The following is a 17,640-nucleotide window of genomic DNA, read 5'->3' on the forward strand; positions in this document are numbered from 1 at the left end:
GCCGTGAAACTCTTTTGAAGGGCAACAACAAGTAGTATCTCTATTTTCATAAGAAAAATAAAAAGACTTAAACATTATTGTATCATAATGTACTTATATTTAGGATAAATTGATTAATAGATACATAAAAGACGTTTGGATTGCATGAAAAAAGTCTCCTCTTGTAGAAAGAGAAGACTCTATATAAGTTTATAGGAACATCATACCTGCAACTGCTGCATTTAAGAAGTTCGCTAATGTACCAGCGATAACTGCTTTAATCCCTAATTGTGCAATTTGTTTACGGCGAGTAGGAGCTAGTGTTCCTGTTACACCTAATTGAATTGCGATAGAAGAGAAGTTTGCAAATCCACAGATTGCGAATGTTAAAATTAGATTTGTTTTGTCAGAGAACTCTGCCATGTGTGGTCCTAAGTTTGCGTATGCAACGAATTCGTTGATTGCAAGTTTTTGACCGATAAAGCTTGCTGCTTGTATCGCTTCACCAGGAGAAACCCCGATTAAGATTGCGAATGGTGATAATAAGTAACCAAAGATTAAATCAAGGCTAAGTTTAATATCGAACAGAGAACCAACCCATCCTAATAATCCATTTAATAAAGCGATTAATGCGATGAAAGCCATTAACATTGCTGCTACGTTAATAACAAGTTGCATACCTTCAGATGCGCCGCGTGCAGCTGCATCAATAACATTTGCGTCTTCACGTTCTGTAGAAAGTTCAACGTTATTATCTACTTTTTCTGTCTCTGGCATGATTAGTTTCGCAATTAATAAGCTCGATGGAGCCGCCATAATTGCAGCTGCTAATAAGTGCTCTAACGGAATACCCATTGCTGCATAACCGACAAGAACAGATCCAGCAACAGCTGTCATACCGCTTACCATAATAGTGAAGAATTCACTATTTGTTAAGCGTGCTAAGTAAGGTTTAATTAAGATTGGAGCTTCAGTTTGTCCTAAAAATACAGTCGTTACTGAGTTTAGGCTTTCTGCTTTAGAAGTTCCAAGAAGTTTACTTAATGCACCACCAACGATGCTAACAAATTTCTGCATAATACCGAAATAATATAAGATTGCTACTAATGAACTAATAAATACGATTGGAAGTAGTGCTTGAATAAAGAATACAAATCCCCAAGGTCCCTTTGCGTTGACTAAATCCCCAGTAACGAACTTAATTCCCTCGTAAGAAAAATTAATTAATCCTTGAACACCGTCAGCAGCGTGTTTTAAACCTGCTTTACCAGCGTCCCATCGTAATACGATAAATGAAAATGACATTTGTAATGCTAGCGCAATTAAAATTGTGCGCCAATTAATAGCTTTGCGGTTGGAAGATAGTAAGAAAGCAATTGCTAATACTCCAATCACGCCGCCAATTCCCCATAAAAGATTCATGCAGTGTATGCTCCTTCCTCATAGTAAAAACAGTGTATAAACCAGTTGTCTATACGTTTACGAATATAACATCTTTAGTAACTTATCATAATGGACATCGGAGGTCAAACGTCTAATGAAAAGTTTAAATAAAAAGAAAATTCTTCAAAAAAACACATATAAAATAAATAGACATGAAATAGGTTATGTTTTTTATGAAAATATATACATTATGATAACGTTATGCATTGTTTTTGCAGAATAAAGTGTATGAAATAGAAGAATGGATACATTATTTTTGTAGAGAGAAGGTAGGAGAAAGGGAGTAATATGTTGAACTCATAGCAAAAAAGCCTTCTAGTAAATTAGAAGGCTTTGAAACTATTAATTAAGGTGCTTTCGTGTATCCTAAGAAGTGGCTCTTCCAATAAGAGTTACTTAATGAAGCGATTGCAACACCTTTATCTCCAGCTTGGATAAACGATCCGCCTCCAAGGTAAATACCCATGTGTGAAGGACCAGATTTATAAGTGTTTTGGAAATAAATTAAGTCACCAGGTTGTGGACTTGAAGTTTTTGGTAGGCTACTCCAGTATCCCGCAACACTTTGACGGCTAATGTTATGACCAAATTTCTTAAATACGTGGTAGATGTAGCCACTGCAGTCTACGCCGTTAGCAGAAGTTCCGCCCCAAACGTATGGTACACCTTGCATTGATTTTGCGTATGCAAGTACGGAAGAACTGTCGCCGCTATTGTTGCCTGTATTATTATTGTTGTTATTGTTTTGATTGTTATTTTGGTTATTGTTAGGCTTATTATCTACTGCGCCTCCAACTGGTGTTTTAGACAGATAACGTGTTCCGATATAACCAGTTTGACCGTTGTAGTTAATTTTGCTCCATCCAGAGTTTTCAGAGATTACTTGAACCTTCTGTCCTTGTGGAAGTGCGCCTATGATTCTATAATTTGTACCTTCGCCGCTACGTACATTTAGTGCAGAAGCATTAATGTAGTAGTCGCCAATTGCACCTTGGTTAGGTTTTTCAGGTTGTTTTGGTTGCTCAGGAGTAGTAGTGCCACCTTTAACGAATTTTACAAATTCGCTACTAACAAAGCCTGTTTTTCCTTGGTAATTCACTTTAAACCAACCGTTTTCAGATCCAACTACGTTTAATGTTGTACCGTTTAAAACGCCACCAATTACACTATGGTAAGCGGCAGGGCCTGTACGAACACGTAAAGATGTAGCGTTAACCACGTAAGAACCACCAGTTTGAATAGTTCCATTATTGTTTTGCTCTTGTTTGTTGCCTTCTGTAACGTTTTCGTTGGAACCGCCTTTTGTTACATAGTCTTTGCTTACATAAGCAGTTTGTCCTGCGTAATTGATTTTGAACCAATCTTGAACTTCTCCAACAACTTGTACTACTTGTCCTTTTGTAACAGAACCTACAGTTGTGTGAGAAGTGCTAGGACCTGTACGAACGCGAAGGGAAGATACATTTACTGTATAGTTTCCGCTTGCTGGTTTTACTTCTTGGTTGTTATTATTCGTATTGTTGTTTGAAGAACCCGCATTAGAAGAAACGCCAGATACGAATTCGCCACTTACATAACCTACTTGTCCATTATGGTTAATTTTCACCCAACCATTTTCTTGTCCAATTACGTTTAATGTTTGTCCTTCATATACACGTCCAGAAACAGAACTAGATGTGTTAGGAGCTGTACGTACACGTAATACATCAGCGGTAACTTTATTGTTTCCACCTGTACTTACATTGTTGTTTGCTGCTCCACTTTTTGATACAAATTCGCCACTAACAAAGCCTGTTTGTCCATTAATGTTAATTTTGAACCAACCATTTTCTTCGCCAATCACGTTTAATGATTGACCGTTATAAACGCGTGAGATGATGTCGTGAGAAGTGCTTGATCCTGCACGAACATGTAATACGCTCGCGTTTACCTTATAAGATGAGCTGTTTGATGCAGAAGCTTGGACAGTTGTAGCAGCTTTTTGTGTATTTTGTTCAGGTGCAGCTTGAACACTATCAAGTGTAGGTGCTGCTCCTCCTGCTACAGACACTGCCGCAAGACCGGCAAGATACTTTTTCATAATTTGTCGATTCCTTTCTGTCTGTAATGTAGTGAAGAAATATTTACCAACTGTTAAAAATTCTAAAGAGCATGTCGATTACTGTCAAGACTTATATAGGAATCTGAATATGACAAAAAGATTACAAGAAAAAAATCAAGGCATAAAATTACACCTTGATTTCCATTTAAATGCATATATTGAATATGAAAGGACAGAAATTATTCGTGTTTAAGAAGAGGTCATATTGGATTGTAACAAGATTTGATTAAAAGATTTTTGCAGTTTTTTGGTGATAGGCCCAACTTGCCCATCTTGAATCGCGGTCCCATCAAGGTGGGTCATTGGTAAAATTTCAATCGTTGTGCCTGTAAAAAAGCATTCATCTGCTTGATAAACGTCACGAACGCTGAAAAGTTCTTCCTGTACAGGAATGTGAAGAGTATTAGCTAAAGAAAGGACATATTGACGAATAATGCCATTTAAAATAAGGTGATTGGCTGGATGTGTGTAAAGAGTTCCGTTTTTAATTAAAAAGAAGTTGGAATGGCTTCCTTCCGTTACAATACCATTCCTTACGAGAAGTGCCTCTTTACAACCTTTCCGTTCAGCTTTCGTAGCAGCTAGTACGTTTGGTAATAAATTTAATGATTTAATGTCACAGCGTAGCCATCGAGTATCGGGTTCTGATATAGCACGTATACCATATTCAATCCATAATGCTGGTCTTTCTTTTTTTGTAATATAGGCATAAATTGTCGGAGGGTTGTCATATGAAAATATATGTGTGCGAGCTTGTACACCACGAGATACTTGCAAATAAATTGTGCCATCTTCATGGAAATGATTTCGTTCAATTAATTTGTAAAGTAAAGTGATGAGCTCAGCTTTTGAGAAAGGGAGCGATAATTCTATTTCTTCCATGGAGCGATATAATCTCGTTATGTGCGGATCTAATAAGTGAAAGTTCCCTTTATATAGGCGAATCACCTCGTAGACACCATCTCCGAACTGCAAACCTCTCTCTTCAAGTTCTATGTACGTTTGTTGTTTTGTTGTATCAATAACTTCATCATTCCAAAGTACAAATTTTTCGTATGCCAATTTCCGTCCCATCCTTTCGTAAGTACGTAAGTAATGTGAAACTTTCATTCATGCGACATAAAAATTACTATAGTAATTTTTATGTAAGCAATTCTCTACATATGACCGTATATGTATTTATAAATCATAGAGAAGTAAGGATGATTTACCCCGCATTAACGGGCAGTAAAACTTCCACTTAAAAATTAGGGTGGAGCAAAGAAGTGAATTGGGCGAATAACTGCCCGTAGCTGCCCGATTGGTAAGGGCTGATTAAAGTTTCACTTTACAGCATTTTGTATATACAAATTCGAAAATAAGAATGAGAATCCTGCTTTTAAATAAAAAAAAGCAACATTCTTATGGAATGCTGCACAAGGAGGGTAGCTATCTTTCATAGGGACATTGTCTTGTTGAATGTTTTGTGTATGGAAACAAAACATGTTGAAAGACAATTATAAGAAAGTAGAAACAAAAGATTTACACATTTCTTTAAGGGATCTTACGAAAGATGAAAGATAAGAAATATGTAGAACCTCGTTTACATATTTTATTATAGAGATTCTTCATTAACGCTATGTTAATATTTGGTAAAGGTTATGTAATTTTAAAGTTAATGAATATAAGTAGTTGTATGGAAGAAAATAAAAAAAGAGGCTGAGATTACTCAGCGCTCTTCTTTTCTTCTTTAATAACTGTTTTTACTTCACCAGTTTTAATCTTATTACTTTCAGAGAAGCGAAGTAAGTCACCTTCAATGATTTTATCAGACATGTTCAATTCATTTTGGGCACGATCAATTAGTGGTTGAGATTCTTCTTTCGGTAATTGTACAACTTCGCCAGTAGCACGATCGTAGAATGTACTGTTTGTGTACATGTATTTATCTGTAACGAAGCTACCGTCACGAAGAACAACAAATCCTTTATTATCAGGTGAGAATACATCATGACCGAATCGAACGTCATTTGTAGAATCTACACCAAGTAAGTTTAGAATAGTTGGTTTAATATCAATTTCTCCAGTTGGTTTCGAAATTGTTTTACCTTCTTTTTGACCTGGAACGTGAATAAACATCGGTGTTTTTTGTAAGTTCATATGGTCAAATGCAGTGATTTCTTCTTTTCCTAAGAACTGTGCCATTGCACGGTTATGGTTTTCAGAAATACCGTAGTGGTCACCGTAGAATACGATTACTGAGTTGTCGTAAATACCTTCTGCTTTTAGACGCTCAATAAAGTGTTTCATTGCTTCGTCTAAGTAACGAGCAGTTACCATGTAACGGTCAAATACTCCATCACCAGAATTATATTCGTCGATTAATTTTGTACTGTCATCGTAAGTGAATGGGTAATGATTCGTTAAAGTAAGGAAGCGAGTATAGAATGGTTGCTTCACTTGTTTTAACATATCAATAGATTGATCGAAGTATTCGATATCTTTTAATCCCCAGTTTAATTTTGTTTCTGGCGTAATCTTGTAGTCAAGCTCGTTGTAGTAACGATCATAACCAAGTGCTGGATACATAATGTTACGGTTCCAGAATGTTGCGTTGTTTGCGTGGAATACCGACGTGTGATACCCTTGCTGACGTAAAATTTCTGGAGTTGCTGTATATTCATTATTACCGTGTGTGAAGAATACAGCACCGCGGTCTAGTGGATATAAAGAAGTATCTACTAGGAATTCAGCATCAGATGTTTTACCTTGCCCAGTTTGATGGAAGAAGTTATCAAAGTAATAACTTTCTTTCGTAAATTGGTTTAAGAATGGTGTAACTTCTTGTCCGTTAACTGTTGCGCCAATTAAGAATGTTTGTAATGACTCAAGAGAGACAACAATTACGTTTTTCCCTTTTGCAGTACCGAACATATTTGGATCTGGTTTACTTTGTGTTGTTTTCACGTAGTTTTCTGTTTCTTGTAATTTACTACCGTCAGCGAATGCTTTTTGTGAACTTGATTTTGCTTGTAAGCCAAGATCGTATACTTGGTGTACATATAATCCTAAGTTTTTAACAAGCATAACGCGGTCGAATGAACGTGTTAATAATTCTGGACGTTCAGCTTCTGCAAGTCCTAAGTTTGCGAAGAAAATAGCAACTGTTGATACGAAGTATAGGGAACGCATCGGGCGTGCTACACGCTCTGTAGGTGCAAAGTTTTTCATTTTCTTCAACAGAACGAAGAATATGATAATGTCTGCAAATGCAAGAATAATTTTGTAGTTAAATAATTCTTTTACACTAGAACCTAAACTTCCAAAGTTAGATGTTTGTCCTAGCACCGGTAAAGTAACGAAGTCATTGTAGAATCCGTAGAACATTACGTTACCAACAAGAACGATTGTTAAGACAAAATTAATTCCAAGTGCTATATAGTTACGTTTTTTCCCTTTTGCAAATAATGCAAGACCAACAAGCAGTAATGATGCTGCTAATGGGCTAAGGAATAAAATGAATTCTTGCATGAAAGATTCAAGTTTTAAATCAAAGCTTGTGCGTGTAATAAGGTAAGTTTTCAGCCATAAGGCTAAAGCTACGAATACAGTGAAACGCACATTTTGAAATTGTGATTTCAAGGTTTCTTTCATTCATTTCCACCCTTTCTCTATCAGGCTTGGTCGATTTTGGAGCGAAAAATGCTAAAATAAAAAATACATAGTTTTCTTGGCCATAATTAAAGGTTCTATATTCACCCATATACGACTATAACTATGCATACCCTTTTGGTTTCTTTTGTTGCTCATAAGCATAACGTCATTTCTGTATTATACAACAAAATTCATTTCTGAGAAACACTATAACATTTTACATTTTTTGTATAAGATTTGTCACTACCAGAGAAAACTTTAACATTCGTTTATATGTCCGTCAACTAGAAAATATAACAAAGGTAGAGCAGAATGTTAAGTGGAAGTGAAAATTTTCTTTGTTGAGAAATAAGAAATGAAGATGGGTAAGGGTTATCTAGAAATCTATTATATGAAGGAAATCGTGTGAAAATTAACGAACACTTGTTCTTTTTTGGTTTGTTTGTTACAATGAAAGTTCATTGATAGGTTTTGTGTAATTTCCATGAACTTTTACTGATAACATATTCTAGCTTATTTCTTTTTAAAAATAGGGAGGCTTTTACATGAAACAAAAATTTTCAGTTGAAGCGTTTTGGAAGAAAGTAAAACATGTTGCAAAGCAAGCAGGGCAGTCGGTCATTTATGCAAGTTTATTACTGTTTTACGTTTTACAAAGACCCGATGTTCCAAAACGAGTGAAAATTATTGTAATTGGAGCACTTGCTTATTTTATTGCACCGATTGATGCGATTCCAGATTTCATTGCTGGAATTGGCTATACGGATGATTTGGGGGCGTTAACGGCCGCACTAATACAGGTGTCGTTATACGTCAATGAAGATGTGAAAAATAAGGCACGAGTGAAGTTGGCAGAATGGTTTGGTTCGGATATAGACACAACATTTATCGATCAGAAATTAGGTCAATAGGTGAAACCTGTCATAAGGTGACAGGACGAACGTAAGCGAGGAAGTGCATTATGCCATCAGGAAGAACGCATACGAAAATAAACTTAATATCCCTTCCGGTTGTTTTGTTTTTGCTCTTTTCGTATGGATTAACAAATTTTGATTTTTTATTAACTTTTGCAATTGGTTTTTTAGTAGGTACTTCATTTTTAACACCAGATTTAGATACGTACAGTAATGCTTATAACAAATGGGGTTTCTTACGTATATTTTGGTATCCTTATAAGAAAGTAATGCCGCATCGATCTTTCTTTACGCATACGATTATACTTGGTGATGTGATTCGTATTGCGTACATGTTAATCGTCTTTTCTCCATTTTTATTTCTATTAAATGTAATCGCACTGGATGGTAATTTAATAGAAATTGCGAAGAAACATGAGGTTGAAATTGTAACGTTCTTAATGGGAATTGTTGTGGCAAGTACGCTCCACATTATAGCGGATAAAGTGAATACGCGCCGAAAGAAAATGATGAGAAAAAAGAAGAAACGCAGGAGATAAAGTGAACGAATTTGGAAAAGGCCCCTTGCAATTTGCAAGGGGCCCTTTTTAAACAAACATTTGTTTAAAATTAAGCTTTCAGCACTTTAATTCCTTTTACAATGTTCCAGATGAAGTAGTATAAGCTGATGATTCCGCAAATAGCTAAGACAATCATTGATCCAATTCCAAGTGTTACATCTGGTTGATCAGATCCAAGACCCATAATTCCTAAAATAGTTACGCCAATGAATGTAGCGATACTTGGAATGATGTGTGTCCATAGAGCACGTTTTGCATGTGGTTTTGTTTCAGCGTCTCCCACAATCCAAACGATAATAGGGAATAAGATAGGGGCAAATAGTACACTAAAGTATGATAACGCAGCTAATATTTTATTTCCGTTCATATATATCACCTCATGAATAATTTCTGTTGTTATACTATTATTATGCAATAATTTTGGCAAACTTCCTATCGATAAACATTACAAGAACGTGACGATTTTGTAAGATTTTCTATTAAATAATAAAATTTTCAAAAAAATCTTTTTTAATAGAAATTGTTATGGTACAGTATAAATGAAAGTTGTTGAAAACGTTTTCTTAAACGTTTTTTTATTTTAGGCTTAAAGGTATGATGACCTGATAGTCTATTGATGAGGTTATTCTATTTAAAAGGGGATTCTTTAGGGGGAGAGAACAATGAACACATGGACACAAGTTTATGATCCATTCGGAAACATTTGGATTTCGGCAGCGGTCGCACTTATTCCGATTATCTTTTTTTTCTTAGCTTTAGCAGTTTTCCGCATGAAGGGGTATGTAGCAGGATTTATTACAGTTGTACTTACAGTTTTAGTAGCGTTATTCGCTTATAAAATGCCGTTCAAGATGGCAATGGCAGCAACCGGGTACGGTTTTTTGTACGGGTTATGGCCAATTGCTTGGATTATCATTATGTCCGTATTTTTATATAAAATTTCTGTAAAAACAGGTCAATTTGATGTGATTCGTGCATCGGTATTATCGATTACGAACGATCATCGTCTACTCGTTATTTTAATTGGATTTTCATTTGGAGCATTTTTAGAAGGAGCGGCAGGATTTGGGGCACCAGTAGCGATTACAGCAGCGCTTCTTGCGGGTCTTGGGTTAAATCCTTTATACGCAGCAGGTCTTTGTTTGATTGCAAATACTGCACCAGTGGCGTTCGGAGCGATGGGAATTCCGATTACAGTTGCTGGACAAGTAACAGGTATTGATCCACATAAAATTGGACAAATGGCTGGGCATCAATTACCGTTCCTATCATTATTTGTTCCATTCTTTATCGTATTTTTAATGGATGGATTTAAAGGTATAAGACAAACGTGGCCTGCGTTACTTGTAGCGGGTAGTTCATTTGCGATTACGCAGTTCATTACAGCGACATTTTTAGGGCCGGAACTTCCGGATATTACATCGGCACTTGTAAGTTTAATTAGTTTAGCGCTGTTCTTAAAAGTTTGGCAGCCGAAAGAAACTTATCAATCCGGGCAAGCAAATAGTGAAGTAGCAGCAACGACAGCAGCATCGATGCCGAAATTAACGTTTGGAAAAGTGGTGAAGGCATGGTCTCCATTTATCGTATTAACGGTTATGGTAGTCATTTGGAGCCAAAGTTTCTTTAAGGCATTATTCGCTCCAGGAGGGGCTTTAGAAAGTCTTGTATTTAAGTTTGAAATTCCAGGTCTACATAATTTAGTAATGAAAGCAGAGCCCATTGTAAATAAACCAACGCCTTACGAGGCAATTCTAAAGTTTGATGTATTATCGGCAACTGGAACAGCGATTTTAATTGCTTGTATCATTTCCATGTTTATTTTGAAAATGAATGTAAAAGATGCAGTAGTGACATTTAAAGAAACGTTAAGCGAATTAAAAATGCCAATTCTATCTATCGGATTCGTACTAGGGTTTGCATTTATCGCAAACTATTCTGGTCTATCTTCTACGTTAGCGTTAGCATTAGCCGGAACTGGCGGACTATTCCCGTTCTTCTCACCATTCTTAGGCTGGATTGGCGTATTCCTAACAGGGTCTGATACGTCTGCGAATGCACTGTTCTCGAATTTACAAGCCATTACAGCGCAGCAAGTCGGTGTATCTGAAGTGCTTCTCGTTGCAGCAAATACAACGGGCGGTGTAACAGGAAAAATGATTTCTCCGCAATCGATTGCAATTGCTTGTGCAGCAGTTGGACTTGCTGGAAAAGAATCGGATTTGTTCCGTTTTACAGTGAAGCATAGTTTGTTCTTCGTAATTATTGTTGGTATTATGACTTATGTTCAGGCTTATTATTTAACGTGGATGATTCCATAAACAACAAAAGAAATAAACTTTTAATTTTCCAAATTATGGTGTATGATGGAAAAGTATTGAAAATTAAATCAGTGATAAACTAGGGGTGCCTAACGTATGCGTAGGCTGAGAGAGAAGCGCGTGAACTTCTTAACCCCTTTGGACCTAATCTGGCTCGTACCAGCGTAGGGAAGTTAACGGCTTTACATAATGATGTCTTTATGAGCCAGGTCCTTATTTTTTTATGGACCTGGCTCTTTTTATGGAAGATGCGCAAATTGGGAATACCGACAGTAGTGGATAGGGTTGTTCAACAAGCAATCAGTCAAGTGCTTGGTTCAATATTTGAAAAACAATTTAGCGAATCTAGTTACGGCTTTAGACAAGGGCTTTTTTATGTTTGTATTTCGGAACTTCATCATATTTCTTTAAATAATAAGCACGGTAAGTAGCTTCACGAAGTTGTACAGAGTTGGCAGCTTCAACCATGTAATAACGAAGATACTGGTTTCCCGTTCGTGTCATGGGTGTTCGTTCCGATTCAAAGTTTCCAGATTGCGATTTTTTCTAGTAAAGACCGGTGTATTTGGCCAATTGTGCTTCGTTCTCAAAGCGTTCAATTTGTCCAACTTCTGCAATGATTCCCGCGGCGTATACGACTCCAATGCCTGGAACACTTGTTAAATATCTCGCTTCTGGAATGGCTTAGAATAAAGCAGTAATGCTTTTTTCTATCTCTTTGATTTGTTTTTTCAATGTTTGAATCAATCGTGCATAAGTGGCTAATACAACGTCCACAGAGTCTTGAATGACCTTACCTAGTCGGTAGGAGTCACGTATGGCTTTCTTGATGGTTTTCGCTAAATCTTCCGGGTCGCTAAAGCGTCCTTTCCCCTTTTTCTGAAGAAGAGTAGCGAGTGCTTCTAGATCCATTTCTGCGATTTCATCCAACGAAAGGGAATCTGAGAGTATTTCCATCATCGTCGCACCAAAAACAGAGGTATTTAACTCTTTCGATAACATATTACATTTGTAGTAAAGGTTCTTCAGAAAGTGTTGCTTACATTCTGTTTGCTGGTGAACGAGTTGATATCTAGATCGTGTTAAACGTTGAAGGGCAACGTATTTTTCCTCCTTGATAAGAAACTTATTATACCGTCCGATTCGTAAAAAATCGGCAATACGGAAAGCATCTATTTTATCGGTCTTATCTTCTTCAAAGAGTTTTTTATACCGATGGATGGCTTTTGGATTTTGTACGACCACTTCCACGTCTAAAGCCCTCAAATCCTTATCTTCCGTTAGGAACATGGAAGGATGGAAACTATAGACGGAAGTAGACTCCATACCAATGACAATTTTTTTATAGTTGTACAACTGATGAAAATGGAGAACATCCTCCTTAATGGCGTTGGCACCATTCACATCGTTTGAAAGACAAATTTCTTTCAAAACAGTGTCATGACTGTCAAGAAAACATACATCAAGTTTTTCAGAGCTTACATCAATAGCTACGAATAATCTCAAAGAAAGGACCTCCTTTCTTTGAATAGTATTTGGAATGAGCTTGGATACTGTGGGATCTCCCTAGAGTCCAAAACATAGCCACAACCTCGCGTATGAGTATTCAATGATTGCCTTCATCTAAGCTGCCCTCCCCACTATGAGAGGTAAGTGAAGGAAAACGATACAGCTTGTGCGTATGCAGTGCATTTTGGTCTGGGTCACAGTCTTTTAACGTGGTCGAACTACAGGAGGAGTAAGCATATTCCCGATGGGTTCATTTCCGTACTTCCATTATCTGGGGAAATCCCCCGGTATCCAAGACTAAATTTTACCCATACATCATTTTTTTTGATGTAGCTCTTGAAGATAAAAACTATTTAATTTTCAAGGAACAGTTATTAACTTAAAACTTATTATACGAGGAGGGTGTATCATGAAAAAAATATGCTTTGTATTAATTGTCGATGCTGGTATAAATTATGGTTCAATATTTTCTCTACCATTTTTAAGGAATCAGGATGATTTGAAGGAATATTTTTCTAAGTATTATGATGTTTCAATTAATTATATTAGAGATAAAAACTCAGTTGACTATTTGGTAGTTCCCAAACCGTGTCCAGCTTTCGATAATGAAAATAATCTTCCAATAATTGAAGTACCAGCAATCTTATTTATGGAAAAGAATTTTGAAAAAATAAAGACTTATATAGACAATTATTTTTCTAATAACTCATAAAGAAAATAAAAGTACAGTAAAAAGAAGTCCGATAAAAAACGAGTGGTGTAGAATATTTCTATTAATCATTCGTTTTTTATTATATTTACATATATTTTTTAAAAGAGGATTATAGACGTTCTGAAAAAAATTAATTATAACAAGAACGGTGTTCGTGCTACTATCTACGGTTATTTTTTGTACTAAGTACCCCTTTAACTAACAAGACAACAAAAAAAGATTAACATATTAAGGAAAAATAATTAACATATTAAGGAAAAAATGTTACAATAAATGTAAGAGCTTTCTCTTTGAGTTTTAGCTCTGAATAATAAAGATAGTTAAATCACTAAATGGAGGAGAAAGTAATGACTAATTTATTGCGTAAACTAGCAGATGAAGAAATGGAAACGTCGCTATCTAATGGAGGAGCAAGTTACATTTGTTCCTTGTATAGTAAATTGTTACCTGTCGCTATTGCAGGTTGTATGGCAGGTAACAGTAGCAGTTGTAGCGAAATGCAGCATTACACACAATGGCTTCATGATAACTGTTAATAATAATTATTTTTTCAAAGTAAGATAATACAATAATATGGAGGAGCAGGTCAATTTTGTTCCTTGTATAGTAAATTGTTAACTATCGCTATTGCAGGCTGTATTGCGGGTAACAATAGCAGTTGTAGCGAAATGCAGTATTACACAGAATATCTTCATAAATACTGTTAATAATAATCTATTTTTCAAAGTAAGATAATACAATAATAGAAAAGTGATTTAACTATCTGATTATTCTAATTTTAGGAGGATAAAATGAGTCAATCATTTTCAATAGTTATTATATGTAAAAATGAAGAAAGAGTAATAGAGAGATGTATAGAAGCTATACATGAGGACTTACGAGAAGATGATGAAATAATAGTTGTTGATACTGGTTCAACAGATAATACATTGAGTATCTTAGCTACAATGGAAAATATAAAAATCTTTCATTTCGATTGGAACGATGACTTTGCAGAAGCTAGAAATTTTGGAATTTCTAAATCCAGTAAAGATTGGATCTTTTTTATAGATTCTGATGAAATTTTAGTAAAAGGTAGTATTGATCATCTTGATGATGCTATTAAAAATACGTTGAAACATGCTAACAATAGAGAAAGAATTGTTTTTGCACCGAAAATAATAAATACAGATGATTCTGTTTTTTATAATGCTGGTAGAATTCTGCCTAACGATAACACCGTTAAATTCGAAGGAGTTATTCATGAATACCCTATTGTGATAGAGGAAAGCTTAAATCTAGTGTCTATAAAAATATCTAAAGTAGTGGTAAAACATGATGGGTATGAAGATGTCGTGATAAAAAATAAGAATAAAGCACTCAGGAACACAACTTTAATAGAAAAAATTCTTAAGCAAAATCCCAATAATTCTAGGTACTATTATTTTTACTATAGAGATGCTAAGCCGATGTTGACTGATCAAGAGTATGAACAAGGAATGCTTAACTTTTTTAAAAAATTTCCTGATGACTCTTATAGTAACCAGGTTGCTAAGGATTTAGGCTTTTATTATTTAAGTAAAAATAAAAATGATGAAGCAGAAAAGTATATTACTATGCTTTTTGAAAGTGCCGAGAGGGGAACTGTGGAAGATCGTTCTGTAGCAATATATCTCACAGGAATAAAAGAAATTCAAAAATTGAAATCCCAACAAAAAGAATTACTTAGGTTGCTAATTTATACTAGAGACAATGTTTTAAATCAAGAAGAATCACTGTTTGAAAATGGATATGCATTTGATGATTTAATAGGATTATTATTTTTTGAGTTGGAAGATTACAAAACTGCTTATGAAATAGCTCATAAGCTCAATTTAAATAATTTTTCTTCTAATCTTTCAAAAATGTTAAAAAAGCTTGATCAGATATATAAATAAATTCAAAAAAATCACTTAATATAATTTTCAATAACATTAAAAAATGACTGATTTTTCAGTAAAAGGAGAGTAATTATGAAATATGAAGTCATTCCTCAGATTGGTAAGGAAGACTGTGGCGCAGCGTGTGTGGCTATGATAATGAAGAACTATTTTGCAAAAAAGTCTCAATCTGTGAAGTTCGACCATTAATTAAAAATACTTCGTTGGGGACTAACTTTTTTGATTTAAAAAAAGGTCTAAAACGTTTAGGAATTAATGGAACTGTTTCACAAGCAACTAAGCAGAGAGAGGTATTTGATGAAGTTTCTTATCCGTTTATTACACAAATTGAGAATGAAGAGGGAATACATTTCGTTACAGTTTTTGAAAAGAAAAAATCTAGTTTAATTATTGGAGATTCTACTAAAGATAAGCAACAAGTAATGACAATAAAGAAGTTCATAGAAATATGGCAACCGTATGTATTAGAAATTGATTTAGAAAATTCTGAAATACAGTATGAAATAGAACAAAATACTAAAGAAGTGAGTATCTGGAAAATTTTGAAATTAGTAAAATGGCAACTTGTTATATCATTTGTCCTATCAATTGTAATTTATCTCCTGGGTGTAGTGCTTGCAAATATTTATTCTCTGTACTTCAACTTTCTGATACCACAAAAGCTAAGTGCACTTGTATTAGAATTAATGGGTGTTTATCTAGTGATAAATATCTTAAATTTCGTATTATCTTTTACTAATAATTTTATGTATAACTGGATGAGTAAAAAAATTGACAAAAGAATTATTGAAAAATATTTTAAAGGCTTGTTAGCTAAACCAAATATGGCAATTGAATCTTATGAGGTAGGAGAATTGCTTACTAACCTCTCAAACGTATTAATGATCCGACAAAGATTTTTAACTTATCTTCAAATGATTCCGGTGAATGTTATAACTATGGGATTCAGTTTTTATTTGTTATTCAAATCTGAAAGTAGATTATCCGGTCTTGTTCTTGTATTAATTGTTACGCTTTTGCTTGTACTTTATTTATCACAAGGACGTTATGAAAAATTGAGTAAATCGTTGGTCAAAACGGGCCAAGAATTTAATACTACAGTAGTCAATATTTTTAGCAACATGAGTATTATTAAACAGCTTAGTTTAGAAACTGAATTTGGAAACAGAGGAGTAGATAAACTTACGGACTATATTGGTACGAGAACAAAAATGTTTAATTTTGATTCTATGCAAAATCAACTTAAAACATTTATTTTATCTTCATTTAACATTTTGCTATTTTCATGCGGAGTGTATCTAATTATTAATAACCAATTATCAACGGGTGTTCTGCTAACATTTAATGCATTACTTTCTTATGTGACAAATCCAATTCTTAATCTTGCTAACTTACAGTCATCACTGGTACAAGGAAAAGTAGCACAAGCTAAACTCTACAATATAATTGAATCAAGAATTAAATTTTTTGGAGATGAGGTACTTGAAATACCCGCAGAAGATATAGAAGTTAGTTTTGAAAATGTATCCTTTGATTATGATTCAACAGCTAAAATATTTAGAAATCTTTCAATAGATATTAAGGGTAATAATCTTGCTATTAGTGGATTAAATGGGGTAGGAAAGTCAACATTTGGTAAATTGATCGCTCGTCTTTATATTCCTGATAATGGGAGTATTAAGGTTAATGGACAAAACTTACAAGATGTTTCAGAAGAATCTATTAGAGATAATATTATTTATGTAGATGGACGTGAGAGTTTATTTGAGTCTGATGTTTTAGATAATATCAAGTTAGGACGGGATATTGAAGACAAATATATCATAGAAACTATAAATGAACTCAACGCTGATTCTGCTTTTCAAAATATAGACTTTGAAAATGTAGATGGTACACAGTTAAGTTTAGGGCAAATGCAAATTGTTAAAATACTACGTTCTACATTGATCAAAAAGAAGATTTATATTTTTGATGAAATTACAAATGGTTTAGATGAAGATGTAAAATTATCTGTTATTAACTATTTGCTAAACTTAGAAGGATTGAAAATTTTTATAACACACGATAAAGAGGTAACAGAAAAATGCTTGGAAGAATTTATTGTCAAAGATAACAATATAATAAAGAAGGCGGTAATATGAAAAAAATAATTATTAGTATTTCAATTCTGGTGTTAGCAGGTTTTTTTGGAATGTTTATGTATCACAAAATGACCTATGAAAAGACTAATTATGAATATACAAAGTTTAATCAAATTCCGAATATAGTAGAAGAAAATGAAAAAGTGATTATTTTCGTGAAGCAAGATGGTTGCGCACCTTGCAAACTAGTTGACCCTATTGTGAATGATTATGCAAAGAGAAATAAAGGGATAGTATACACTATCATTGGAAACAAAGACAAAGATTATGTCAGCCAATCAAAAAAATATCATATTGAGGGAACCCCTACATTAATATTTTATCGAAATGGAAAGGAAGTTCAACGTATGAATACTGCTTTTACTGACACAGAATTTCAGCAAACGATAAAGGAAGTGGACTTCTGAT

At 34.5% G+C, this 17,640-nt stretch carries 15 protein-coding genes, 2 pseudogenes and 1 riboswitch; of the genes and pseudogenes, 10 read left to right on the top strand and 7 right to left on the bottom strand.

Annotated features, from left to right (window positions below):
- Positions 1–189: 189 nt before the first annotated feature.
- From ACTFRH_RS19625 to ACTFRH_RS19640, 4 genes are all read right to left on the bottom strand, one after another.
- Positions 190–1,401 (bottom strand): NupC/NupG family nucleoside CNT transporter, encoded by a 1,212-nt coding sequence (locus ACTFRH_RS19625; protein ID WP_001051029.1) that lies wholly within the window; start codon positions 1,399–1,401, stop codon positions 190–192.
- Positions 1,402–1,768: 367 nt separating this feature from the next.
- Positions 1,769–3,502: a C40 family peptidase gene (locus ACTFRH_RS19630; protein ID WP_000760294.1), complete on the bottom strand. Its 1,734-nt coding sequence runs from the start codon at positions 3,500–3,502 to the stop codon at positions 1,769–1,771.
- 210 nt (positions 3,503–3,712) lie between these two features.
- The gene (locus tag ACTFRH_RS19635) at positions 3,713–4,597 is read right to left on the bottom strand and encodes a D-amino-acid transaminase (RefSeq protein ID WP_080029564.1); all 885 of its coding nucleotides are present in this window, start codon (positions 4,595–4,597) and stop codon (positions 3,713–3,715) included.
- A gap of 630 nt (positions 4,598–5,227) precedes the next feature.
- Positions 5,228–7,156 carry an LTA synthase family protein gene (locus tag ACTFRH_RS19640; RefSeq protein WP_000665350.1) on the bottom strand — a complete coding sequence of 643 codons (1,929 nt, stop codon included), beginning with the start codon at positions 7,154–7,156 and terminating at the stop codon, positions 5,228–5,230.
- A 545-nt stretch (positions 7,157–7,701) separates the two neighbouring features.
- On the opposite strand from ACTFRH_RS19640, the gene ACTFRH_RS19645 reads away from it, so the two are divergent.
- A complete protein-coding gene (locus tag ACTFRH_RS19645; RefSeq protein WP_000810373.1) occupies positions 7,702–8,067 on the top strand; it encodes a YkvA family protein in 366 nt (121 codons plus the stop codon).
- A gap of 50 nt (positions 8,068–8,117) precedes the next feature.
- Complete coding sequence (locus ACTFRH_RS19650; protein WP_001139059.1) at positions 8,118–8,609, top strand: metal-binding protein; 492 nt, start codon at positions 8,118–8,120, stop codon at positions 8,607–8,609.
- Positions 8,610–8,679: 70 nt separating this feature from the next.
- On the opposite strand, the gene ACTFRH_RS19655 is transcribed toward ACTFRH_RS19650, so the two are convergent.
- Complete coding sequence (locus tag ACTFRH_RS19655) at positions 8,680–8,997, bottom strand: DUF4870 domain-containing protein (RefSeq protein WP_001014099.1); 318 nt, start codon at positions 8,995–8,997, stop codon at positions 8,680–8,682.
- A 295-nt stretch (positions 8,998–9,292) separates the two neighbouring features.
- On the opposite strand from ACTFRH_RS19655, the gene lldP reads away from it, so the two are divergent.
- Together lldP and ACTFRH_RS19665 are read left to right on the top strand one after the other, a co-directional pair.
- Positions 9,293–10,951, top strand: coding sequence for an L-lactate permease (gene lldP, locus ACTFRH_RS19660; protein ID WP_001099332.1), 1,659 nt, complete (start codon positions 9,293–9,295; stop codon positions 10,949–10,951).
- A gap of 71 nt (positions 10,952–11,022) precedes the next feature.
- Positions 11,023–11,139, top strand: a riboswitch (TPP riboswitch).
- A 57-nt stretch (positions 11,140–11,196) separates the two neighbouring features.
- A pseudogene (locus tag ACTFRH_RS19665) lies at positions 11,197–11,313 on the top strand (Retron-type RNA-directed DNA polymerase); the annotation flags it as partial.
- Here ACTFRH_RS19665 and ACTFRH_RS19670 read toward each other — a convergent pair.
- Positions 11,309–11,632 (bottom strand): annotated as a pseudogene (locus ACTFRH_RS19670) (transposase). The pseudogenes ACTFRH_RS19665 and ACTFRH_RS19670 sit on opposite strands and share 5 nt — an antisense overlap.
- A 3-nt stretch (positions 11,633–11,635) precedes the next feature.
- Positions 11,636–12,457, bottom strand: coding sequence for an IS110 family transposase (locus ACTFRH_RS19675; RefSeq protein ID WP_001236332.1), 822 nt, complete (start codon positions 12,455–12,457; stop codon positions 11,636–11,638).
- Between the two features lie 412 nt (positions 12,458–12,869).
- Here ACTFRH_RS19675 and ACTFRH_RS19680 point away from each other — a divergent pair, with 412 nt between their 5' ends.
- From ACTFRH_RS19680 to ACTFRH_RS19705, 6 genes are all read left to right on the top strand, one after another.
- Positions 12,870–13,172 carry a hypothetical protein gene (locus tag ACTFRH_RS19680; protein ID WP_000717611.1) on the top strand — a complete coding sequence of 101 codons (303 nt, stop codon included), beginning with the start codon at positions 12,870–12,872 and terminating at the stop codon, positions 13,170–13,172.
- 347 nt (positions 13,173–13,519) lie between these two features.
- Positions 13,520–13,708: a hypothetical protein gene (locus ACTFRH_RS19685; RefSeq protein WP_000183241.1), complete on the top strand. Its 189-nt coding sequence runs from the start codon at positions 13,520–13,522 to the stop codon at positions 13,706–13,708.
- Positions 13,709–13,963: 255 nt separating this feature from the next.
- Positions 13,964–15,088: a glycosyltransferase family 2 protein gene (locus ACTFRH_RS19690; RefSeq protein ID WP_000083335.1), complete on the top strand. Its 1,125-nt coding sequence runs from the start codon at positions 13,964–13,966 to the stop codon at positions 15,086–15,088.
- Positions 15,089–15,163: 75 nt separating this feature from the next.
- Positions 15,164–15,280, top strand: a complete 117-nt coding sequence (locus ACTFRH_RS19695) for a cysteine peptidase family C39 domain-containing protein (RefSeq protein ID WP_080545911.1) — start codon at positions 15,164–15,166, stop codon at positions 15,278–15,280.
- Entirely contained in the window at positions 15,259–17,232 is a 1,974-nt protein-coding gene (locus ACTFRH_RS19700; RefSeq protein WP_374221644.1) for an ABC transporter transmembrane domain-containing protein, read from the top strand. The genes ACTFRH_RS19695 and ACTFRH_RS19700 overlap by 22 nt, the downstream gene beginning before the upstream one ends.
- Positions 17,229–17,639 carry a thioredoxin family protein gene (locus ACTFRH_RS19705; RefSeq protein WP_000720262.1) on the top strand — a complete coding sequence of 137 codons (411 nt, stop codon included), beginning with the start codon at positions 17,229–17,231 and terminating at the stop codon, positions 17,637–17,639. The genes ACTFRH_RS19700 and ACTFRH_RS19705 overlap by 4 nt, the downstream gene beginning before the upstream one ends.
- Position 17,640 lies beyond the last annotated feature (1 nt).

This window comes from Bacillus cereus group sp. MYBK216-1 (assembly GCF_051916495.1).
Classification (GTDB): domain Bacteria; phylum Bacillota; class Bacilli; order Bacillales; family Bacillaceae_G; genus Bacillus_A; species Bacillus_A thuringiensis_K.